This is a genomic window from Candidatus Regiella endosymbiont of Tuberolachnus salignus, from assembly GCF_964020115.1.
Classification (GTDB): domain Bacteria; phylum Pseudomonadota; class Gammaproteobacteria; order Enterobacterales; family Enterobacteriaceae; genus Regiella; species Regiella insecticola.
Genome location: NZ_OZ026542.1, coordinates 1,572,406 through 1,593,786, shown reverse-complemented (window position 1 = coordinate 1,593,786; position 21,381 = coordinate 1,572,406). Strand labels below are relative to the sequence as shown.

Below are 21,381 nucleotides of genomic sequence, written 5' to 3'. Positions count from 1 at the left end.
TGATTGATCGTCATTCACCCTCTTATTTTTTCATCACTGACGGACTTCTTTTTATTAAAGAGGAGCCGTCATTATTTTTTATTGTTGAAATAAATTTATTCAAATTACCTTCTGTAACTTTTCCGTTTAAAACACGGACGACGTGATGACATTTTTAACCTTAACAAAGAGAAAACGACAATGGAAGTCAGCCTTAAGCAATGGAATGGAAACCAACCCCGCCCGCGTTGCATGGAACAAGTACGCCGATGGGTACGCTCTGGTGTCATATACCACCTATGCTATAAGACACTCGCAGACTACCAATCAAGATTAGCAGCCATTACCCATGCTTTTGCTGATAAAACGCTGAATACCCTTACCACCAAAGAGATTGCTGAATTTATAAACAGTTACAGCAATCAAGGTAAAACCACCACCGCCAAATTAATCCGCAGTTTGTTGATCGATATGTTTAACGAAGCCATTGCAGAAGGGCATTTGGCGACCAATCCGGCTACAGCGACAAAAAGCCCTCGTGTACAGGTACAGCGTGAACGCTTATCACTGGAAGATTTTCTGGTAATTAGAGGGGTGGCAAACAAACGGCAGCCATGGGTAGCGCTGAGTATGGATTTAGCCTTGCTCACAGGTCAAAGAGTGGGAGATATCCAACGGATGCGGTGGCACGATATTTATGATGGTAAATGGTGGGTAAAGCAACAGAAAACAGGAATGAAATTGGCGATACCCTTAACCTTGAGTCTGGAAGTGATTGATAAGAACCTTGAAGGTATTCTCAATGATTGTCGGCAACAAATAAGGGATGAAGAGTACGTATTTATAGGGAAGAAAAAAACTCACTTCAATCCTAGAAGCTTGTCTCAAGGTTTTACAGGATCAAGAGAAAAATCTGGTTTGCAATGGCAGGGTACACCGCCCTCATTTCACGAAATCAGAAGTTTATCCGCGAGGCTACACAGTGAAGCCAGAGGTAAGGATTTTGCACAAAAATTGCTGGGGCATAAATCCTCTGCCATGACAGATAAATATCGTGATAGCAGAGGGAGTGAGTGGGACGAAATCTGATATCAATTCATGATTTTTAGCTTATCAAGTAAGATATACGAAATACTTTGCTCGGCATTTTGACCTGATTTCGATTGATTGTGATTTATGTATTTTAATTTATTGATTTTTATAATAAATAAATTTTGCTCTCTTGATAGAGTAAAGTACAGGTTAAGACATACACCTTGAAAAGGGTAAAATGCAATGCAGAAATATGCAATAAAGCATTCCAGACACTCCCGCTTTATATCGGCGGAATTCCCTTTCGGAGCAATGATGGTAATAATAAAAACATTTTTTCATTAACCAAATGATTTACCATAGCAATACTAACAGGAGTTGTTATGAATAAAATCAGAGTATTAGCGCAATGCTATGTTGATTTAATGGTTAAATTAGGATTAGTGCGCTTTTCGTTGTTGCTGGCATCGATATTGGTAATTTTAGCGATATTAGTTCAAACGGCAGTCACATTATTATTGCGTGGTTCAGTCGAAAGTGTTGATATTATCCGTTCTGTTTTTTTTGGTCTGTTGATTACGCCTTGGGCCGTTTATTTTCTGTCTGTGGTGGTTGAACAATTGGAAGAATCAAGACAACAGCTGGCTCGTTTAGTGGATATATTAGCAATTATGCGTTTTCGAGATTTAGAACTTAATCAACAACTCACACAAAATATTACTCAGCTTAACCAAGAAATTGTCGAACGTGAGAAAGCCGAAAAAGCACGTCAGAAAATAGTCGCTAAGCTGAAAAAAGAAATGCAGCAACGTGAGCAAGCCCAGATTGAACTTGCGCAACAATCTTCTTTATTGCGTTCGTTTCTTAATGCCTCACCCGATTTAGTCTATTACCGTAATGAAAATAATGAATTCTCCGGCTGCAATCGGGCGATAGAACTGTTGCTGGGAAAAAGTGAAAAACAATTGGTTGGTTTAACACCAAATGATGTCTACCCATCTGATATTGCAAAAAAAGTATTAGCAACCGATGAAGAAGTATTACGACATAATGTTTCTCTAACCTATGAACTTTGGCTGGTTTATCCTGATGGTCGCAAAGCCTGTTTTGAATTGCGAAAAGTACCATTTTATGATCGGGTAGGAAAACAGCATGGATTGATGGGTTTTGGCCGTGATATCACTGAACGTAAACGCTACCAAGAAGCGCTTGAAAATGCCAGTAGAGAGAAAACCACTTTTATTTCAACTATCAGTCATGAATTACGCACACCGCTTAATGGTATTGTCGGGTTAAGCCACATTTTGCTTGATACTCAATTAAATGCTGAGCAACTAAAATATCTTAAAACGATTCATATAAGTGCTATTACATTAGGCAATATATTTAATGATATTATTGAGTTGGATAAACTCGAACAGCGCAAAATGTGCTTAAACAATCAATCTATTGATTTAACTAGTTTTATTTTAGATTTAGAGTATTTGTCTGGTTTATTGGTGCAGCCTAAAAATTTGCAATTCATAATGGAGCCCCAAGGCGATTTACCCAAACAAGTGATCACCGATGGTACCCGCTTGCGCCAAATATTGTGGAATCTGATTGGCAATGCTGTCAAATTTACTCAGCAGGGAAAGATCAGGTTGCAAGTACGCTATGAAACTGATGGCCGCTTGATTTTTGTAGTAGAAGATTCTGGTATGGGGATTGCTGAAGAAGAACAGGACAAAATTTTTGCGATGTATTATCAAGTGAAAGACGGTAATGGGCGGCGCCCGGCAACAGGTACAGGAATTGGACTGGCAGTATCTAAGCGTTTAGCCGAAAGTATGGGCGGAGCGATTAAAGTAAAAAGCATACTGGGAGTAGGCTCATGTTTCACCCTATCAATTAGAGTTGAAGCAGTGAAAACCATCACACAGAGTAACGATAATGTGCTTTTGCCTTCCCTACGTGTTTTGTTGGTTGAGGATATTGAACTCAATGTCATCGTTGCCCGTTCGGCGTTAGAAAAGTTGGGTAGCAGTGTTGAAGTGGCAATGAATGGACATGATGCCTTGCTGGTGTTTAGTCCAGATGATTTCGATTTAGTATTATTGGATATTCAACTTCCTGATATGAGCGGCTTGGATATTGCTCGCCGGATCAGAGAGAAGTATGTGCAACACAAGTTGCCTTCATTAGTGGCATTAACAGCTAATGTCTTAAAAGACAGAAAAGAATATTTGGATGCAGGAATGGATGATGTGCTGAGTAAACCGCTATCTATTGTCGCTCTTACGGTAATGATTAGACGATTTTGGCTCCACTCCGCCGCTATTCCTGCGATACAACAGGAAGATAAATCAATGCAGAATAATGGATCCTTACTTGATATTGAAATATTAGAACAATATATGCAATTAATTGGACCGGAGTTAATCAAGCAGAGCCTGAAACTCTTTGAGCAGATGATGCCAGGATATTTGGAAGTATTAGATTCGAATATGATTGCACGAGATCAAAATGGTATCGCACAAGAAGCACACAAAATTAAAGGGGCTGCTGGATCAGTCGGTTTACGCCATCTATATCAACTAGCACAACAGATACAGACACCCTCATTGCCCGCATGGTCAGATAATGTGCAGGATTGGATTGATGAACTAAAACTGGAATGGCACAACGATGTTCAGGCTTTACGTGAATGGCTTGTCAATGCTGAAAAAATAACCCCGACCGGAGCCGGGGTGCGCGAAGATTGCGCTAATCACCAGGGAAATTCTGATAGGCCTTGAAGGCTATTCGAAATCTTTTGTACTTGCTAGAAATAATTTTGAATAGACCATTAAATCCATCGTCATAAACAAGATAGCAAATCATCAGTCTGATTGTTATAAAAATGATTCAAATATGTGATGGAGATTGCTATTTTTTAGTTATACAGGCTAAATGAATAAGAAGATAAAAAACCAACGACGGAGAAACTATTTTACACGAGTAAAAACGGTAATTACACGCTTCACTCCATTAACTTTACTGGCTATATCTGCTGCGGCCTGTTCTTCTTGTTGAGTTACTAAGCCTAATAGAAACACCTCACTGTTCTCGGTAATAACCTTAACGTTAGAGAATTTAACTGAATCACTGGCTAAGAGCAAGGAACGTATTTGGGTGGTGATCCAAGTATCATTTGTAATTGTTGCCAGATCTATTATGTTTCCCTGCCGAATTTCATTATATATTTCATTAGTCCCTTCTACACTCATCGCAATTTCTTTAGCACGATCAGATGACGTACGGTCAGGTACTTGACCGGTGAGTAGAACTTTTTTTTGATAAACGGTGGCAATCACACGCGCCTTTTTTTTCAACTTTTTTAACTTTGGATCTTTATTTAATGCTTTAGTGATAAAAATTTCTAACTTGCCGTCATCAATTTGAGTACCAAGAGTGCGTGGATCTTTAGCCGATTTTGTGGCCACTGCCACCCCCCCCACAAAGACGGCGCTAACACAACCTTGTAACAGTAGTGCACCGCATAATGCACCCAAAAAGACCGCAATTTTCATTGTTACTCCTTCAAGTATCTTGAGAGGGAAATTGAGGGGAAAATAAAGCGTGATCAATTAAATCAGACAAACAATTTATCACCAACGTATGTATTTCATGTATATGAGCACTGTGTGAGGAAGGCACACGAATTTCTACACTTTGTTGTGAAATGAGTAGACCACATAATTTACCACCATCACAACCGGTAAGCGCAACAATTTTCATACTCCGCGTGACTGCCTCTGCCATTGCTTTCACTATATCATTGCTGTTGCATCGCGTAGAAATAACTAACAAAACATCATCTTCCCGTCCAATAGCCTTTATTTGTTTGGCGTAAACTTCTTCCGTGAGCATGCCCATGTTTCCATTTAAGGCTATTACAGGTAAGCTTGGTCGTTCTGCTTCGAAACGATTTATCATATTGCTGGCAAAGTATTGAGCATGTGTTGCCGATGCACTATCACCGCAACAGAGAATTTTATTATCATTCAGCAGTGCATTAACTAATATATTGGCTGCAATGGATATATTAGCAGGTAGCGTTTCTGCTGCTTGAATTTTAGTTTGAATACTTTCAGTAAAGGCAATTTTAATTCTCTCGTCCCACACAGTCATTCATTTCATCCATTTAGTAAATTAATTATGGGCTCGTGCTACGAGCACCCACCCGAAATACCTTAGAGCCTGTTCGAAATTTCCTATGCTCACTGATGTTTTAGACTTCTTGCTGTGAATTTCTACGTTACCGGTGCTCGCAGTCTTCATTTACTCGTATACACAGCGATTGCTGTGAGCCAGATGCCTTGACTTCACACCACGCGCGACGGTTTTGCAAGAAGTCTTTTATCAAAAAAGATTTTGAATAGTCCCTTAGTGCTCACTAATATTTGATCAAAAAGTTAGCTCAAAATGCTCATTGATTAGGTTTTTTGTAAAACCTACTGCCTGGTGTGAATTCTGTATTAAACGCATTAGGGAACCATTCTATTTGATGGCCGGTAATAGCAATAACATCAAAACGGCAAAGTGAGGTATCAAAACTAGCTCCATGCCTTGCTAGCCAAACTGCAGCAGCATGACATAACCGCCGTCGTTTAGTGTAAATGATGCTAGCAGCGGCACCACCAAAAGCGGCATCATTCCGAAAACGTACTTCAACAAACACCCAAATTCCTCCATCACGCATCACAATGTCTATTTCACCACCGCGCAAAACAACGTTGGAAGAATGAAATAGTAATCCCGCTTGTTCAAGATATCGACGCGCTAATATTTCATAACCACTGCCCTTGTTTCTTTGATTAGAATGTTTATCCATGATTTTTTGTCCCACCCAAACTCATAGACTTACTGAAAATCAACTAAGAGCCTATACCCTTCGCCTTTCAAGTTACGGCTGCGGAGGCAGCGTCACTCATCCCGGTCATTTACTATCTGTACACTCCTGGGATTCGATTGATTGCCGCCTTGTCGTAAACTCGAAATTCATTGGGTATACGCTCATCGGTCGCCCGCCCTGGCAGCCGAAGGCAACTTCAAGGGCTGTGGGTATAAATTCCACATTACACGGAGCCCACTATCTTCATGGCTCTCACCTCTTGTACGCTGCACACTCTGTTTTGGGCTTCTAGGCGGATTCACACCCCAAAATTTTTTAAAGTCCCTCTCCATTTTTTACAGGGATAAACTTGCCCTGACAGTACTGTAGCCATGGCAACTTACGGTTAATCACACAGTCACTTGTAATACTTAAATGGCCAGTCGTTCCTGGCAGTTGAAAGCTAGGAATTTGGCGTATTTCATCAAAATACTGGGCTAATACCCAAGCATCCATTCCCATAGCGTACAAACGTATCAAAGAATAATCATGGTCATATTTAGCCGCTACTTGCTTCATTAATGAAGGATTTGACCCCGCTATCAATGGAATTTCACTAAATTGCACGCCTTCCATTTCTAAACGATTATCGTAATTAATATTAGCCTGATTGCTACGTGAGCTAGCGAACAACGCAGGTTTAGCAGATGATTCATTCATAATATCAATTATAGATTTAATTAATATTATTTCTTCTGGTTTTGCCACAATATAAACGGCATCGACATAATTATTGGCGATAGTAGCAGGGATCCCTCGCTGAGCACCCTTGGATTCAGTAGTGCGAGATGATTGCAACTCTGTTGAGAGCGGCATAGCATTATTAAAAGGTTTAGTTTGGCCACGGTTTATCGCTTTTTTCAGCTCATCAACCGACCCAAATCGCTGTTGCAAAACAGATCCACCGCCTATTTTTTGCCATTCTTGGATAAAAGCTTTAGCAATACGATCACCAAAGTTTCCCCGTGGAATAATCAGTAATGGCTTTCTCATTTTTCGCTGCCACAGATGGTGTGCCGCATCACTTGCCTCATCTGTTGGTGATAAAGAAAAATAACAAATATTGGGATGACTTTCATTTTTTTCAGTTTGATTTAACGCCAATATATTCAATGTTGTCGGAATTTTTGATAATTGTGCTACCTCTGGTTTAAGTAATGGCCCGACCACTAATGTAGCCCCGTCTTGCTGCGCTTGAATCAGTAATGATGAAATAGATTGTTTTTTAGTATCATACACTTTTATAGGCGAGGAGAGCGGTGGTGTAACGCTTAATTCAGAGGCGATTATTGGTTTCTCTTCTTTGTCTAAATTGTCTAGATTCGCATGATCACTGTCTGGAATCGGTATTGACAATGATTCACTCTGGGCGGCGAAAAAACCTTGTTTAATAGCCTCACCAAAGATTTTGGTTGAACCACTCAATGGTAGTAATAGCGCAATTTTAGTTGTTGAAGCCTGAACAGAACCAACCTTCCTTTTTAATGAGGTTGGAAGCTTTTTCGCCGCTGGATGATGCGGATGAAGGGTTTGCCAGTTTTCGACCTCTATTTTTAGTCGATTTTCATATTGTTGTCTATCGTGATAGAGGCGAGTTAAATCAAGCCAGCCCTGTAACACTACCTCATCAGGATTGATTATTAAATCGTTGAGTGATTGGGGAGTAAATTTCGTCAGAGCCAACCAGGTACTATCGATATTATCTTGATGATCTGTTCTATCTTTAAGTAGCGGTTCTTGAGAAATGTAACCACGAATGAGGCGTAATTGTCTGTCTGATTTGTTATTATCTTGGTTGTTTTTCTTTTGTTGTCCGGTATCAGTAATTATTTTGTTCTGTAGCGTTGATGGGGGCGGCATTTGTGGGGCATAGCCAGTACAACCTACCAAGATAAAAACCATCCCGATAACGGTAACAAAAATTTTAGACTGACTATCAATATAAACGAAAGTGCGAACAAATTTTGAGGAAAGCATAACTGTATCCAGTAATGTTTTTTCAAGACGGCTAATATTAAAGCGATAATACGAATGAAACAATAGCGCCTTTTATAATGGCCATGCAGGATAAAATTTCTGAGAGCCCGCTCTAATTTTTTTGTGTTAAAAAATGCAAAGATGAAAAAAAATGGGAAAAAAAGCGCAGTTTACATAAGGTAAATGAGCATTTTTCACCTTTTAATCCCTAATGTACTTCTTTGTAAACTCTATGTGCGGCGCTTCGCGAGCGCACTTTAACTACAGACCCATCCCTATGCTTTCAGAGGTCCAATGAATGAGCCCGACACAGTGGTTACTGCATCAACCTTGTATGTAGTACCCACCCCTATTGGTAATCTTGATGATATAACCTATCGGGCGTTAGAAGTATTGAAAAACGTTGATGTGATTGCAGCAGAAGATACGCGCAATACAAGGCAACTTTTGAAACATTTCGCTATTAATACCCAGCGATTATCGGCGTTCCATGATCATAATGAAAAACAAAAAACGGATTATTTACTAAAAAAATTACAAGATGGTCAAAGTATAGCCTTGGTTTCTGATGCTGGTACTCCCTTAATTAATGATCCTGGTTATTATTTAGTGCGGCGTTGTCGTGAAAGCGCTATTAGAGTGATACCGCTGCCAGGAGCCTGTGCTGCTATTACCGCGCTGTCAGCGGCAGGGGTTGCATCTAATCGCTTTTGTTACGAAGGTTTTTTACCCGCCAAAAAAAAAGGACGTCAGGATACACTGCAGTCGCTGCTTGAAGAGCCTCGCACTCTAATCTTTTTCGAGGCTCCCCATCGGCTGATAGAAAGCCTACAAGATATGATCAGTGTATTTGGTGCACAACGTTATGTCGTGCTGGCGCGAGAGTTAACTAAAAAGTGGGAATCTATTTATGGTGCCCCAGTGGGCGAATTGTTAGATTGGGTGCAGCAAAATGAATATCGTCAGCGAGGTGAAATGGTCTTAATTGTTGAGGGATATCAAGCGTTGTTTGACGATGCTCTTCCTAAGGTAGCGTTGCATACTTTAGCATTATTGCGGCAAACATTGCCGTTAAAAACCGCCGCCAAGTTAACTGCTGAAATTCATAATGTGAACAAAAACAGTCTTTATCGTCATGCCCTCAATTCCAAGCAAGATCAAATAAACGGCTCCTGATAAGAGAATCATAGCATTTTACTTTGATGTGGCTATAATTGGGCTAGAGTTGACTAGACAACCGCCGCTTTTCTGCTATCCCCTCTGGGGAAGACAGTCAAAGGGGAGGAAAGTCCGGGCTCCACAGGGCAGGGTGCCAGGTAATTCCTGGGAGGCGCGAGCCTACGACAAGTGCAGCAGAGAGCAAACCGCCGATGGCTCGTGTATACCCACAGTCCTTTAAGTTGCCGCGCCAACGCCGCCGTAACTTGAAAGACGAAGGGTGTAATCGAGATCAGGTAAGGGTGAAAGGGTGCGGTAAGAGCGCACCGCGCAGCTGGTAACAGTTTGTGGCAAGGTAAACTCCACCTGGAGCAAGGCCAAATAGAGGTTCACAAAGTGCGGCTCGTACTGAACCCGGGTAGGCTGCTTGAGCCAGTGAGCGATTGCTGGCCTAGATGAATGGTTGTCCACGACAGAACCCGGCTTATCGGTCAACTCCTTAATCATTAAACCCTGTATCGCTCTGCGATACAGGGTTTTTATTAACCTATTTTTTAGATAATTTTCTTTATATACCCTTCGCCTTTGAAGTTGCCTTCGGCTGCCAAGGTGTGAGGCCGATGAGCGTGGACATACCATGAGGGCGAACACCCGCAGTCAACAACGCGGCGGCTTCAAAGGCGAAGGGTAATATTAGCTTCGCTAAGGCGCTTTTGAATGAGCGCTTAGCTCTTCTTCTGCCTTACTTAATTTTTTCCGTTTTTTGAGTATATTATCAGTATCATCCGTTTGTTCAGCAACAGCTAATTGATGTTGCCGTTCTATTACCTTTTGCTTTTTTTGAGTAATTTTCTGCTGTTGCTTGGCTACCAAGCTTGATTTATTACAGTGTGTCAACGCTACTTTAGATTGACCACTTTTTGCTACTTTAAAATGTCCAGTTTTTGCTAATTTTCCTGTTGGGTTTCTATTCCAGGCGCCTGGATAATATCAGTCGTTTTTATAGGCAACATGCCTGCTTTGCGTTTATTTTTGAGTCGATAGCTTTCTCCTTTAATATTCAATGTGGTTGAATGATGTAAAAGCCTGTCTAAAATCGCAGTTGCTAAAATGTGATCACCGAATACGTCCCCCCAATCAGTAAAACTTTTATTTGATGTGAGAATGATGCTCGCCTTTTCATAACGACGGCTCAATAACCTGAAAAATAGGCTAGCTTCTTCGCGATTCATCGGTAAATACCCGATTTCATCCAGTATTAATACCCTGGCATAGCACAGTTGCTGAAGTTGGCGTTCCAGACGGTTTTCTTGCTTTGCCTTCATTAAGGTACAGCAGAGTCTATCCAGAGGCATAAACAATACCCGATGCCCAGCTGTAGCTGCCTTGACAGCCAGCGCTATCGCCAAATGCGTTTTCCCTACCCCAGGTGGGCCTAACAAAATGACGTTTTCATGATGTTCGACAAACCTCAGCCCCGCCAGCTCGCGGATAATTTTCCTGTCTATACTTGGTTGGAAAGTAAAGTCAAATTGCTCCAAGGTTTTTATCCACGGCAAACGTGCTTGTTTTAACCGCGATTCCAAGCCTTTTTGGTGACGCCCGTTCCATTCCTGGGCTAATGCCTGCTGGAGAAATTCACGGTAGTTCAGTGCTTTCTTGGTGGCTTCTTCACATAAACTCTCCAACGCATCGCCCAGGTAATCCATTTTTAACCGTATCAACAAGTTTTCCATTTCCATCAGAGTAGCTCCTCATACACACTGAGCGAACGAGACGCTACTCGATTGACCTGTTGCCAAAGGGCTTGATGATGTTCTGGCACCTTTTGCCAGCCCTGCGTTACCTCCTGCAAGAGATGCGTCGCGAGCAGTTGCTCATCGCCGTAAATACGTAGCGTATTATCTAAACCGATACGAATATTAACCGCACGACCACACCAGAATGAAGGCACGCTATAGCGATTACCTCTGACATCGATATAGCTGTCCCATGCCACTTGTCGTAGGTCGAAGTAGCTGGTATCGAAATCAGTCGCAGGGAGTGGCATCAAGGCTATTTTTTCCTCAGCAAAACGATTTTCCGGTGTCTGCTTGAATTGACGAAGATGACGCTGGTCTGCCACTTTCGCCAGCCACATCGCTAGCAGTTGATTAACATGAGCGAAACTCTCAAACTGACGGTAGCGAGTGAAAAAATTGTGTTTAACATAGCCCACCATCCGTTCGGTTTTGCCTTTCGTTTGCGGTCGATAAGGCTTACAGGCGCGAGGGCTAAACCCATAGTGATTAGCCAGTTGCAGGAAGCCCGCATTGAACTCGATGTGGCCATTTTGTCCATGTTTGATAACAGCGGCTTTTTGGTTATCTACCAAGACATTTTTTACGCTGCCACCGAAGTAATTGAAGCTGCGAACCAGCGATTCATACGTGTGCTCAGCATCTTGCTTAGGGGCAGCAAAGACATGAAAGCGACGCGAAAAACCGAGCGTATTAACGGCAAAATTAACCGTACAGGCAGAGCCTGCCACCTCAACGATGATTTCTCCCCAATCGTGTTGAAGTTGATAACCGGGGAGGGTTTCAAAGCGTACCGTGTTTTTCGAGGCCCTGAGCGGACGTTTGGGATGTATATAACGTCGGAGCATCGCACTCCCACCCCGGTAGCCTTTTTCACGGATTTCCTCAAAAATAACCGCCGCATTCCAAACCTGTTCACTCAACCTTGAATCGATGTAGTCTTTAAAGGGCTCGAGTTTAGCAACCTGTTTTTTACCGCGTTTTGCTGTTGGCGGCGCAGGATAGCTAATGTGCCGTCTCACCGTTTTTTCTGAACACCCTATCTGATGGGCAATATCAACAATAAATGCCCCCTGTTGATGGCGTTGTTTTATCATGTAGTGGTCCTCTCTTCTTAGCATGCTTATTTCCCTCATGGCTTTGTCACCACAAAGGAAACTGCATTCTGGCTTGAGTGGACAAATTAAATTAGCAATTTACGGTCTTTTATCATTAGCGCTGACATGCTTGCATAAACGGAGTCCTGAGCATGCTCATCCACCAGGGGTTTACTGATATCAATCTCCAGCTGCCTGGCAACGGCATCCACAGAAAGAGAAGCAAATGCATAATTATTTCTGTCCAGCAGGGTCATTTGATGAGCCGGTATTAGCCTTTTCAGCCCGGTTTTTGTCATGACAAAACGGTTTGTTTTGGCATTGGGCACCGATGCACCCTGGATATCTGAGGCGAACAGTAAACTGGTTTCTGCCTCAGCATGATAAATTTCCAGTTGATAGCCCTCAGTAAATGGGATCTCTTCACGTGGAGACACCCTACCTGTGCTTTTTATTTTTTTTTCAAAAATAATCTTGCCTGCATGATTTTTGATTCTAATCTCAGCATAGGTTTTATCTCTGAAATAATCATCTGCCTCTGTTGCTTCATCGAACACATCAACACATAGCATGCTGTGTACTTTATCAATAGAAACGAGAGCAATATCGGTATCCCCCGCACGTAAAAGTGACTTTTTCCAATAGCTTCCTGGCGTTATCCCTTCCTTTATCCTTGCCCACATCTTTGCCCTGGCTTGTTCCCCAGCCCTTATTCGTTCCTCTGACTGCGGATTGCTGTCACGACCATGCAGACTCCATAAAGCCAAAAAATCAGCAATCTGTAATCCCGTCGAACCCGGGTTATACGACATTATCGTGCGAGGATCCTTCAGGTCATCGCTGTGATCCAGTCTAAGCGCATGCCCGATTTCATGAACAAGAAAAAATTTAAAATACTCTGGAGCTAGGCGAGCCTTCCGCCTGGTATTCATCCAGATTTCGTTGCTTTTAGAAGGGACAGTAGTGGAATCAACAAAACCGAGAAGGCTACTCGTTGCAGCATCGAAATTAACAAAACCGAGAAGGGTACCCGTTGAAAGATGGAAATTACCAAAGACCAGATCAGCGAGTTCATCATCCTCAACCTGGCGGAACTCCAGACCGGTTTTCTCTGCAATTTCATTAAGAACAGACTGGGTTATCTCTCGTTGTAGTGCGGTAAAGGTGGTCAAACCCGATACCGACGGCTTTTTGTTTTGCCGTATGACAACATCATGATAACGGGGGGTAAGATAGTGAAAGGTCAGTTCCTTTTCTTTATCCGCCAGTTTATCTGGCTGTAATCCAGGGATGACTTGTGCTTCTATCAGGTACTGTATGAGTTGTGTTGCTAGCTCTTCATCAACAACAGACTGCGGTATCACCTGTTTTTGCTCTGTGGACGTTGTTAAATCTACATCGGATATCCTGTTATCCGGTTCTTCCACGGTATTGATTAAATTGGTTCTATCCATGATGATGACACTCCTTTTATGACACAGCTCCCGCTATGTAACCTATTTATTATACAAAAAATGTTCACTCTCTCGTCCTGGGGTTTGGGTTAGTTTCCATGCTACCAAAAGCCGTTGTATGACCCTGCGCTGACCAAAGCACTGAAGAATTCGGATGGCGTTAGCCTGTTATCTTGCTGACAGGAAACGGCGCCTAAAGGGGGAGGAGTAAAACCAGACATGGCCTGAGCCATCTTATCTGTTGTGTCACCCTGTGTTGGCTGAGGTGAAAACAGACATTTTTCCAGACCTCTCGGTGTCATGATAAAGGTCGTGGTTTTTGCAGCTACGGCAACATCAACCTTGACACCAGAAGAGAAAATTTTTAAGCATTCTTCTGCCTGCGCATGATATATCTCCAGTTTATCGCCCTCAGAAAACAAAACCCGGGTACGTAACATGCCGGTATCACTGCCTTTGATCTCTTTTTTAAAAAACACCCGGCCTTTTTTATTGATCACTTTAATGCTTGCGTAAACGGAGTCCTGAGCATGCTCATCCACCAGGGGTTTACTGATATCAATCTCCAGCTGCCTGGCAACGGCATCCACAGAAAGGGAAGCAAATGCATAATTATTCCTGTCCAGCAGGGTCACCTGATGAGCCGGTATTAGCCTTTTCAGCCCGGTTTTTGTCATGACGAAACGGTTTGTTTTGGCATTGGGCACTGATCCATCCAGGACACCTGAGGTTGGCATTAAACCGGTTTCTGCCTCAGCATGATAAATTTCCAGTTGATAGCCTTCAGTAAATGGGATATCTTCACGTGAAGACACCATCTCTGTGCCTTTTATTTCTTTTTCAAAAATAACCTTGCCTTCATTATTCCTGATCCTGATCTCCGCATAGGTTTTATCCTTGAAATAATCATGGATCCCTGTTGCTCCACCGTATACATCAACGTATAGCATGCTGTGTATTTCATCAATAGCAACGTAAGCAATATCGGTAAACCTCGCACTCAAAAATAACTTTGCCCAATAGTTGTCCCAATAGCCTCCTGGCATTATTTCTTCCCTTATCCTTACCCACATCTTTGCCCTGGCCTGTTCCCCTGCCCTTATTCGTTCCTCTGATTGCGGATTGCTGTCGCGACCATGCAGACTCCATAAAGCCAAAAAATCAGCAACCTGTAACCCTCTCGGGCTCCGGTTATACGACATTACCGTGCCAGGATTCAGGCTAAGGCTGTGATTCAACCCAAGCGCATGCCCCATTTCATGAACAAGAATATATTTAAACATCTCTGGAGCTCGGAGGGACTCCGGCCTGGCATTCACCCAGATTTCGCTGCTTTCATAAGGGACAGTGGTTAAATTAACAAAACCGCCAAGGCTATTCGTTGGAGCATGGAAATTACCAAAGACCAGATCAGCGGGTTCATCACCTTCAACTTGGCGGAACTCCAGACCGGTTTTCTCTGCAATTTCATCAAGAACAGACTGGGTTATCTCGCGTTGTAGCACGTTAAAGGTGGTCAATCCCGTATGGAATATCGGTTTTTTGATTTGCTGTACGACATCATGATAACGAGGTGCGAGATAGCGAAAGGTCAGTTCCTCTTCTTTATCCGCCAGTTTATCCGGCTGTAATCCAGCGATGACTTGTGCTGCTATCATTTTATGTATGAGTTGTGTTGCCAGTTCTTCATCAAGCACAGACTGCGGTATCGCCTGTTTTTGCTCTGTGGACGTTGTTAAACCTACATCGGATATCCTGTTACCCGGTTCTTCCATAGTATTCATTGAATTAGTTCTATTCATGATTAATTCCATTTCTATCATGTACTGTATGAGTTGTATTGCTAGCTCTTCATCAGCAACAGACTGCCGTATCGCCAGCTTTTGCTCTGTAGATGTTGTTAAACCTACATCGGATATCGTGTTATCCGGCTCTTCCATAGTATTCATTACATTAGTTCTATCCACGATGATGACACTCCTTTTATGACACAGCTCCCGCTATATCTGCTTGATCACTTTCTACATCGACGATCACCGCCGCTCCAACTACGACAGTAAGCAAACTCATCAAAACTGGTTTTTGTACTGAGATGAGTCTAGTTCTTATTTGGCATCAAATAAAAAGACTAGCAGAAGGAGAGCCAGCTGCATTCACTATGCGTAAAATCAGCGATCACTGTTGGGTGGAAATGAAAACACAGGATAATATTGACGTACAATGGCACAAATAACAGGTCGAAATGAATGGGTAACTTATTGATAAATAATGACTGAAAAGTTGTGTTTTGTCGTGCTTTGTTGCCTATTATATAAGCAAGAATATTTTATTTATTTGTTTTTAATGGATTATTTTTCCTTACTGTAACTATACTCTATATAGTGAAGAAGCAATTAGATGGGAATCTAAAATAAAGTGTTGGTATGGTGGAGAGCGTCATCAAAGGTAGTTGAAACGATATGTTATAGAGAATCTTTAATCCGGTTATTCTCTACCAGATTTTATAGCGAGTAATGAGGTTTTTAATGGAAAAGAAATTAGTGGTTATTACTGGTGCAAGCTCTGGATTCGGTGCTGAAATTGCTAAACAATTAAGCGAATTAGAATACCCTCTTTTACTTCTCGCTCGTCGCATTGAACGTCTTAAGGCGCTGGAGTTGCCACAAACGCTTTGTCGCCAAGTAGACATAACGGATCCTGGTAGTTTTGAACAAGCTATTAAAGACGCAGAGTCTCAATTTGGTGATGTGGATTGTTTGGTTAACAACGCAGGTGTCATGTTGCTTGGAAATATAGAGCAACAAAACCCGGAAGAATGGAAAAATATGTTTTCAACCAATGTATTGGGATTATTACATGGGATGCAACTCGTTCTGAAAAAAATGAAAAAGAATCAATCAGGGACAATAATCAACATCAGCTCTCTTGCGGGGAGGAAAACATTTGAACATCATGCTGCTTATTCTGGTACTAAATTTGCGGTACATGGTATCAGTGAAACCGTACGCTGGGAGGTGGCACCTTACAATGTAAGGGTGATAACTGTTTCACCAGGTGCGGCGGAAACAGAGTTGCTAGAGCATACATCTCAACAGGATATTAAACAGGGTTATGCTGAGTGGAAATCGAGCATTGGCGGTGTAATTTCAGCCCAGGATGTAGCAAAAGCTGTCGTTTTTTGTTACCAATTGCCCCAAGGTGTCTGTATTCGTGAAATTGCTATTGCTCCTACTAAGCAACAAAATTAAGAACCCACGATGAAAAAATTTATTTTACTGTAGGATACAAGGTAAAAAAGATGATTCTGTTACTCAGGTGAATTTCAGTGGAGAAGAATGTCAAGCAAGCCAATTCATTCATAAAAAACAGTCAAAATATAAAAAAGTTTAAAATAATCAGTGTTGAACAGGCCTATTCGTATTGGATAAAAAATGATGGATTACTCGTTGATATCCGTGATTCACGAAGTTATATCTCAAACCACATACCTAGGGCAATCCATCTAACGAATGACAATTTGTCAAGTTTTCTCCAACAGACAGACTTTACCGAGCTGTTGATGGTGATGTGCTACCATGGCAATAGCAGTAAGAAAGTAGCTCAATATTTATTGGAGCAAGGTTTTACTGAAACCTATAGCATTGAAGGTGGTTTTGATGCTTGGAGTAAAAGGTATTTAAAGAATATTACTATCGATAACGGCTAGCGCCTTATCTTCTGAAGTCAAACACAAAGAACATTAATATCGTGTATAACCACTTATCTGGGTGATTTTTTGGTTTGTCTGTTGATTTTTGTTTACACTAAATGAAAGTGAGCTGACATTAACGAACTGTTTTGAACATCTGGAGGAAGATAACGTGGAAAGCAAAGACTTGATCGTGATAGGTGGGGGCATCAACGGAGCAGGTATCGCTGCTGACGCTGCTGGGCGGGGTCTGTCAGTACTGTTACTTGAAGCGCAAGACTTAGCTTGTGCTACCTCTTCTGCTAGTTCTAAACTTATTCATGGTGGTTTACGTTATTTAGAACATTATGAATTTCGTCTAGTCAGTGAAGCACTAGCGGAACGTGAAATATTATTGAAATTAGCACCTCATATCGTTTCTCCAATGCGTTTTCGTTTACCACATCAAGCCCATCTACGTCCAGCCTGGATGATACGTGCTGGTCTATTCCTCTATGATCATTTAGGTAAACGTTCTAGCTTACCGGCCAGTAAGAGTCTGCGGTTTGGCTCAGAATCAGTACTGAAACCAGAACTGGTACGCGGATTCGAATATTCCGACTGTTGGGTTGATGATGCGCGCTTAGTGGTACTTAATGCTCAAACAGTAGTAAAACATCATGGAGAAGTCCGTACTCAGACGAGAGTCACCTGTGCACGGCGTGAACAAGGTCTGTGGAAAGTCGAAGCCATGGACGAAAAAAGTGGTAAAAGTCGTACCTGGTATGCTAAAGGCCTTGTTAATGCGACCGGTCCTTGGATAAAACAATTTTTTGATGATGCTCTAGCGTTAAAATCGCCTTATGGTATTCGACTGATTAAAGGTAGTCACATTGTGCTGCCACGTGTTCATGAGCAATCCGAAGCTTATATTCTGCAAAACGAAGACAATAGAATAGTCTTTGTTATTCCGTGGTTGGATAAATACTCAATCATCGGTACTACGGATGTGGAGTATCATGGAGATGCTAAAGAAGTCGCGATTGATGATCATGAAATCGACTATTTATTAAATGTCTATAACCATCATTTTATCAAACAATTGGGACGTGCTGATATCGTCTGGACTTATTCTGGTGTTCGTCCCTTATGTGACGATGAATCTGATTCACCTCAAGCTATTACACGTGATTATACTCTGGATATTGCTGATGAAGGAGGATGTCTCCCACTGCTATCAGTATTTGGTGGTAAGCTGACGACTTATCGTAAATTGGCAGAACATTCATTGGAAAAACTGCGCCGCTATTACCCTAAAATGGGTTCAGCCTGGACTAAGTATGCTGAATTACCAGGGGGTAATATTGAAGGCGATCGAAAGAGTTATGCTATGAAATTACATTCTCGTTTCAATTGGTTACCAGAAACATTAGCATATCGTTATACCAGTACCTATGGTAGTCATAGTGAATTGATCTTAAACAATGCGTATAGCCTTGCTGATTTAGGCGAACATTTTGGTCATGATCTGTATGAAGCTGAGCTATGTTATTTAATAGAAAAAGAATGGGTGGTTAAACTTGACGATGTGATTTGGCGCCGTACTAAATTGGGTATGTATCTTGATGATATGCAAAAACAACGGATTAGTACGTGGTTAAGCAATAAAGCACAAGAGACTTCCGAATAACTCTAATGGAAAAAGTCGTTATTTTTGCTCTGGTGAGGGTTGTTTTTTTTGCCATATTAAAAATTCAAAAATGCCAAATATAAAAATTTTAGCCTGTTGCCATTTGCTAATGGGCTGATCTTTTGGCTGTGTTGATTTAAGCAGTGCCAATTGTAATCCATGCACTAAGACCATCAATATCATAGCTACATTGATAAAATACTGTAAAGGTTTAGGAAGTGGGTGAAAAAGGTTAAGCAGTAAGAAACTCCATATGCCTAGCATGCATAATCGACCAAGATTAAGCCACATTTTATTTACTCCTGTTTTAAGTGCGACGAATATACAATCTGTAAACAATCTGCCCAGCGGTTTTTTCCCGATGTAGCTGCCAGTGGCTAGGGAAAGCTACCCTTGTGTCTTTTACTGCAGTTTCAACATAAATCCATGCTTCATCGGCTAACCAGTTTCTTTTTTCAAGTAAATGAATTGTTTTTGTTAGCAATTCCTGCTGAAAGGGCGGATCTAAAAATATCACATCGTAAGGTTGGCCTGTTTGCGCTAACCAGTTCAAAGTGTTGGTATTGATCACACATCCATCTTCTGCTTTTAATAGAGCCAAATTATTTATTAATTGTTGTGCAACATTATTTTCTAATTCTAACAAAGTAGCTGACTTTGCATAACGCGACAAAGCTTCTAACCCTAAGGCTCCACTGCCGGCAAAACAGTCTAGACAGCGGGCATTTTGGATCATCGGATCCAACCAATTAAAGAGTGTTTCTCGCACTCGATCAGGTGTGGGGCGTAAACCGGGGCTAGTGAGCACGGGAAGTTTACGACCCCGCCATTGACCACCAATAATACGAACTTGCCCGAGCGTATGATGTTGAGATTTTTTTATCATTCTAGCGTTAATATTACAAAGTAGATTTTGTAAAGAATCCATTTTAGCTATGGATGAGGTGTGGAGAGAAGATTTAAATTAAGCCAATTTATAATTTATCCGATGTGCCGTAAAACTTCAGTCTTCAATCCGGGTAATAGGGCAGGATATGTTAAAATGCGGCTCAGTTGAGCCGCTTTTATGAAGCAGGAACGCATTGAAGGCGCGTTAGATCTTGATCTGAGTTTCGTTAAAGAAGACTTCGAATAGGCTCCTAGAAATTCTCGTCATTTATACCCTTCGCCTTTGAAGTTGCCTTCGGCTGCCAGGGCGGGCGAGCGATGAGCGTGGACATACCATGAGGGCGAACACCCGCAGCCAACACGGCTTCAAAGACGAAGGGTATATGACCGAAGGAATGTTAACAATGAAAACAGTCATCAGGCTCTAGTTGCTTTAACACGGAAAATGTTAGACTGCCAGGCTATAACCTTAATTTAGCTAAATTATCATTTGATCGCTGGGAGTGTAGTTGTAAATGGCAAAAGAAAAAAAACGGGGGCTTCTTTCTTGGTTCAGCTTTGGAAATCAGCATCAGAGCAAAGAGCAAACAACCGAACCATCTCAAAAGATTGGCGCCGGTGATAAAAAATCGACCATATCTACTCAAGATGATGAAAAAACTAACAGCCCCATTGTAGCCGATCATGAAAAATTAGCTGAATCTCATACTGAATCCGCTGTAGTAACAAGGTTAAACGAAACCCTTGAACAAAAAGCTAAACCAATAGTTGAAAATAGCAACGTACAAAAACAGCCAAATAAAGAGAATTTTTTTACCCGTCTAAAAAAAAGTTTATTGAAAACAAAACAAAACATTGGTTTCGGTCTGCTGAACTTGTTCCGTGGTAAGAAAATTGATGATGATTTTTTTGAGCAATTGGAAGAAAAGCTGCTCATTGCTGATATTGGCGTAGAAACAACCCATAAAATTATCAAGTCTTTGACTGAGCATGCTAATCGTAAACAACTCAAAGATGCTGAAGTGTTATACGAAAAATTAAAAGAAACCATGGCTGAAATTTTAGCTAAAGTTGATAAACCGCTAGAGACTAATGGCAAAAATCCATGTGTTATCTTAATGGTTGGTGTTAACGGGGTGGGTAAAACGACCACGATCGGTAAATTGGCCTATCAGTTTCAAGCACAAGGTAAATCCGTCATGCTAGCTGCGGGTGACACTTTTCGTGCCGCTGCCGTTGAACAATTACAAGTATGGGGCGAACGTAACAATATTCCGGTCATTGCTCAACACACTGGCGCCGATTCTGCTTCGGTCATTTTCGATGCATTTCAAGCGGCTAAAGCACGTAACATTGATGTGCTGCTGGCTGATACGGCGGGACGTTTACAAAATAAAACTGATCTGATGATTGAGCTACAAAAGATAGTCCGGGTAATGAAAAAAATAGATGAGAAAGCGCCCCATGAAATTATGCTAACACTGGATGCAAGCACCGGACAAAATGCGGTTAATCAAGCAAAATTATTTCATGAAGCGGTTGGGCTGACTGGGATTAACTTGACTAAACTTGATGGGAGCGCTAAAGGTGGAGTGATTTTTGCCATCGCCGATCAGTTCGGTATACCCATTCGTTACATTGGTGTGGGGGAAGCTATTGAAGATCTACGGCTATTCAAGGCTGATGATTTTATTGAGGCTCTTTTTGCCCGAGAGGATTAATAGC

General features: G+C 41.6%; 18 protein-coding genes and 1 other RNA gene. 8 read left to right on the top strand and 11 right to left on the bottom strand.

Annotated features, from left to right (window positions below):
* The first annotated feature begins 180 nt into the window (after nucleotides 1–180).
* Together AACL30_RS08210 and arcB are read left to right on the top strand one after the other, a co-directional pair.
* Complete coding sequence (locus tag AACL30_RS08210; RefSeq protein WP_339058324.1) at nucleotides 181–1,068, top strand: tyrosine-type recombinase/integrase; 888 nt, start codon at nucleotides 181–183, stop codon at nucleotides 1,066–1,068.
* Nucleotides 1,069–1,394: 326 nt separating this feature from the next.
* The gene (gene arcB, locus AACL30_RS08205; protein WP_339058323.1) at nucleotides 1,395–3,788 is read left to right on the top strand and encodes an aerobic respiration two-component sensor histidine kinase ArcB; all 2,394 of its coding nucleotides are present in this window, start codon (nucleotides 1,395–1,397) and stop codon (nucleotides 3,786–3,788) included.
* A 189-nt stretch (nucleotides 3,789–3,977) separates the two neighbouring features.
* Here arcB and dolP read toward each other — a convergent pair whose 3' ends face one another.
* From dolP to AACL30_RS08185, 4 genes are all read right to left on the bottom strand, one after another.
* Nucleotides 3,978–4,562, bottom strand: a complete 585-nt coding sequence (gene dolP, locus AACL30_RS08200; protein WP_339058322.1) for a division/outer membrane stress-associated lipid-binding lipoprotein — start codon at nucleotides 4,560–4,562, stop codon at nucleotides 3,978–3,980.
* Nucleotides 4,563–4,572: 10 nt separating this feature from the next.
* Complete coding sequence (locus AACL30_RS08195) at nucleotides 4,573–5,163, bottom strand: SIS domain-containing protein (RefSeq protein ID WP_339058321.1); 591 nt, start codon at nucleotides 5,161–5,163, stop codon at nucleotides 4,573–4,575.
* Nucleotides 5,164–5,461: 298 nt separating this feature from the next.
* The gene (locus AACL30_RS08190) at nucleotides 5,462–5,866 is read right to left on the bottom strand and encodes a YraN family protein (protein ID WP_339058320.1); all 405 of its coding nucleotides are present in this window, start codon (nucleotides 5,864–5,866) and stop codon (nucleotides 5,462–5,464) included.
* Between the two features lie 336 nt (nucleotides 5,867–6,202).
* Complete coding sequence (locus tag AACL30_RS08185) at nucleotides 6,203–7,903, bottom strand: penicillin-binding protein activator (protein ID WP_339058319.1); 1,701 nt, start codon at nucleotides 7,901–7,903, stop codon at nucleotides 6,203–6,205.
* 294 nt (nucleotides 7,904–8,197) lie between these two features.
* On the opposite strand from AACL30_RS08185, the gene rsmI reads away from it, so the two are divergent.
* Both rsmI and rnpB read left to right on the top strand, forming a co-directional pair.
* Nucleotides 8,198–9,079, top strand: coding sequence for a 16S rRNA (cytidine(1402)-2'-O)-methyltransferase (rsmI, locus tag AACL30_RS08180; RefSeq protein WP_339058318.1), 882 nt, complete (start codon nucleotides 8,198–8,200; stop codon nucleotides 9,077–9,079).
* A 45-nt stretch (nucleotides 9,080–9,124) separates the two neighbouring features.
* An RNA gene (gene rnpB, locus AACL30_RS08175) (RNase P RNA component class A) lies at nucleotides 9,125–9,564 on the top strand.
* 199 nt (nucleotides 9,565–9,763) lie between these two features.
* On the opposite strand, the gene AACL30_RS08170 is transcribed toward rnpB, so the two are convergent.
* The 5 genes from AACL30_RS08170 to AACL30_RS08150 form a co-directional block, all read right to left on the bottom strand.
* Nucleotides 9,764–9,958: a DUF1090 family protein gene (locus AACL30_RS08170; RefSeq protein WP_339058317.1), complete on the bottom strand. Its 195-nt coding sequence runs from the start codon at nucleotides 9,956–9,958 to the stop codon at nucleotides 9,764–9,766.
* A 50-nt stretch (nucleotides 9,959–10,008) separates the two neighbouring features.
* On the bottom strand, nucleotides 10,009–10,806 hold the full coding sequence (gene istB / locus AACL30_RS08165) for an IS21-like element helper ATPase IstB (RefSeq protein ID WP_339058365.1): 798 nt from the start codon (nucleotides 10,804–10,806) through the stop codon (nucleotides 10,009–10,011).
* Complete coding sequence (gene istA, locus AACL30_RS08160) at nucleotides 10,803–11,981, bottom strand: IS21 family transposase (protein WP_339056344.1); 1,179 nt, start codon at nucleotides 11,979–11,981, stop codon at nucleotides 10,803–10,805. The genes istB and istA overlap by 4 nt, the downstream gene beginning before the upstream one ends.
* Nucleotides 11,982–12,043: 62 nt before the next feature.
* Nucleotides 12,044–13,411 (bottom strand): putative mucin/carbohydrate-binding domain-containing protein, encoded by a 1,368-nt coding sequence (locus AACL30_RS08155; RefSeq protein WP_339058316.1) that lies wholly within the window; start codon nucleotides 13,409–13,411, stop codon nucleotides 12,044–12,046.
* A 101-nt stretch (nucleotides 13,412–13,512) separates the two neighbouring features.
* Nucleotides 13,513–15,378, bottom strand: a complete 1,866-nt coding sequence (locus tag AACL30_RS08150) for a putative mucin/carbohydrate-binding domain-containing protein (RefSeq protein ID WP_339058315.1) — start codon at nucleotides 15,376–15,378, stop codon at nucleotides 13,513–13,515.
* 558 nt (nucleotides 15,379–15,936) lie between these two features.
* Here AACL30_RS08150 and AACL30_RS08145 point away from each other — a divergent pair.
* The 3 genes from AACL30_RS08145 (at nucleotide 15,937) to glpD (ending at nucleotide 18,768) form a co-directional block, all read left to right on the top strand.
* On the top strand, nucleotides 15,937–16,659 hold the full coding sequence (locus tag AACL30_RS08145; protein ID WP_339058314.1) for an SDR family oxidoreductase: 723 nt from the start codon (nucleotides 15,937–15,939) through the stop codon (nucleotides 16,657–16,659).
* 128 nt (nucleotides 16,660–16,787) lie between these two features.
* Nucleotides 16,788–17,117, top strand: a complete 330-nt coding sequence (gene glpE, locus AACL30_RS08140) for a thiosulfate sulfurtransferase GlpE (RefSeq protein ID WP_339058426.1) — start codon at nucleotides 16,788–16,790, stop codon at nucleotides 17,115–17,117.
* Nucleotides 17,118–17,271: 154 nt separating this feature from the next.
* Nucleotides 17,272–18,768: a glycerol-3-phosphate dehydrogenase gene (gene glpD, locus AACL30_RS08135; RefSeq protein ID WP_339058313.1), complete on the top strand. Its 1,497-nt coding sequence runs from the start codon at nucleotides 17,272–17,274 to the stop codon at nucleotides 18,766–18,768.
* A gap of 18 nt (nucleotides 18,769–18,786) precedes the next feature.
* On the opposite strand, the gene AACL30_RS08130 is transcribed toward glpD, so the two are convergent.
* Both AACL30_RS08130 and rsmD read right to left on the bottom strand, forming a co-directional pair.
* On the bottom strand, nucleotides 18,787–19,059 hold the full coding sequence (locus AACL30_RS08130; RefSeq protein ID WP_339058312.1) for a DUF1145 family protein: 273 nt from the start codon (nucleotides 19,057–19,059) through the stop codon (nucleotides 18,787–18,789).
* Nucleotides 19,060–19,075: 16 nt separating this feature from the next.
* Nucleotides 19,076–19,654, bottom strand: coding sequence for a 16S rRNA (guanine(966)-N(2))-methyltransferase (gene rsmD / locus AACL30_RS08125; protein ID WP_339058311.1), 579 nt, complete (start codon nucleotides 19,652–19,654; stop codon nucleotides 19,076–19,078).
* Between the two features lie 517 nt (nucleotides 19,655–20,171).
* On the opposite strand from rsmD, the gene ftsY reads away from it, so the two are divergent.
* Nucleotides 20,172–21,377 (top strand): signal recognition particle-docking protein FtsY, encoded by a 1,206-nt coding sequence (gene ftsY, locus AACL30_RS08120; RefSeq protein WP_339058310.1) that lies wholly within the window; start codon nucleotides 20,172–20,174, stop codon nucleotides 21,375–21,377.
* Nucleotides 21,378–21,381: the final 4 nt, after the last annotated feature.

What these genes read in the sequence shown, in the direction of transcription:
- AACL30_RS08195 (WP_339058321.1), bottom strand. Translation starts at nt 5,163, where the DNA reads ATGACTGTGTGGGACGAGAGAATTAAAATTGCCTTTACTGAAAGTATT.
- AACL30_RS08130 (WP_339058312.1), bottom strand. Translation starts at nt 19,059, where the DNA reads ATGTGGCTTAATCTTGGTCGATTATGCATGCTAGGCATATGGAGTTTC.
- rsmD (WP_339058311.1), bottom strand. Translation starts at nt 19,654, where the DNA reads ATGATAAAAAAATCTCAACATCATACGCTCGGGCAAGTTCGTATTATT.
- istA (WP_339056344.1), bottom strand. Translation starts at nt 11,981, where the DNA reads ATGCTAAGAAGAGAGGACCACTACATGATAAAACAACGCCATCAACAG.
- AACL30_RS08155 (WP_339058316.1), bottom strand. Translation starts at nt 13,411, where the DNA reads ATGGATAGAACCAATTTAATCAATACCGTGGAAGAACCGGATAACAGG.
- arcB (WP_339058323.1), top strand. Translation starts at nt 1,395, where the DNA reads ATGAATAAAATCAGAGTATTAGCGCAATGCTATGTTGATTTAATGGTT.
- AACL30_RS08185 (WP_339058319.1), bottom strand. Translation starts at nt 7,903, where the DNA reads ATGCTTTCCTCAAAATTTGTTCGCACTTTCGTTTATATTGATAGTCAG.
- rsmI (WP_339058318.1), top strand. Translation starts at nt 8,198, where the DNA reads ATGAATGAGCCCGACACAGTGGTTACTGCATCAACCTTGTATGTAGTA.
- dolP (WP_339058322.1), bottom strand. Translation starts at nt 4,562, where the DNA reads ATGAAAATTGCGGTCTTTTTGGGTGCATTATGCGGTGCACTACTGTTA.
- ftsY (WP_339058310.1), top strand. Translation starts at nt 20,172, where the DNA reads ATGGCAAAAGAAAAAAAACGGGGGCTTCTTTCTTGGTTCAGCTTTGGA.
- AACL30_RS08145 (WP_339058314.1), top strand. Translation starts at nt 15,937, where the DNA reads ATGGAAAAGAAATTAGTGGTTATTACTGGTGCAAGCTCTGGATTCGGT.
- AACL30_RS08210 (WP_339058324.1), top strand. Translation starts at nt 181, where the DNA reads ATGGAAGTCAGCCTTAAGCAATGGAATGGAAACCAACCCCGCCCGCGT.
- AACL30_RS08190 (WP_339058320.1), bottom strand. Translation starts at nt 5,866, where the DNA reads ATGGATAAACATTCTAATCAAAGAAACAAGGGCAGTGGTTATGAAATA.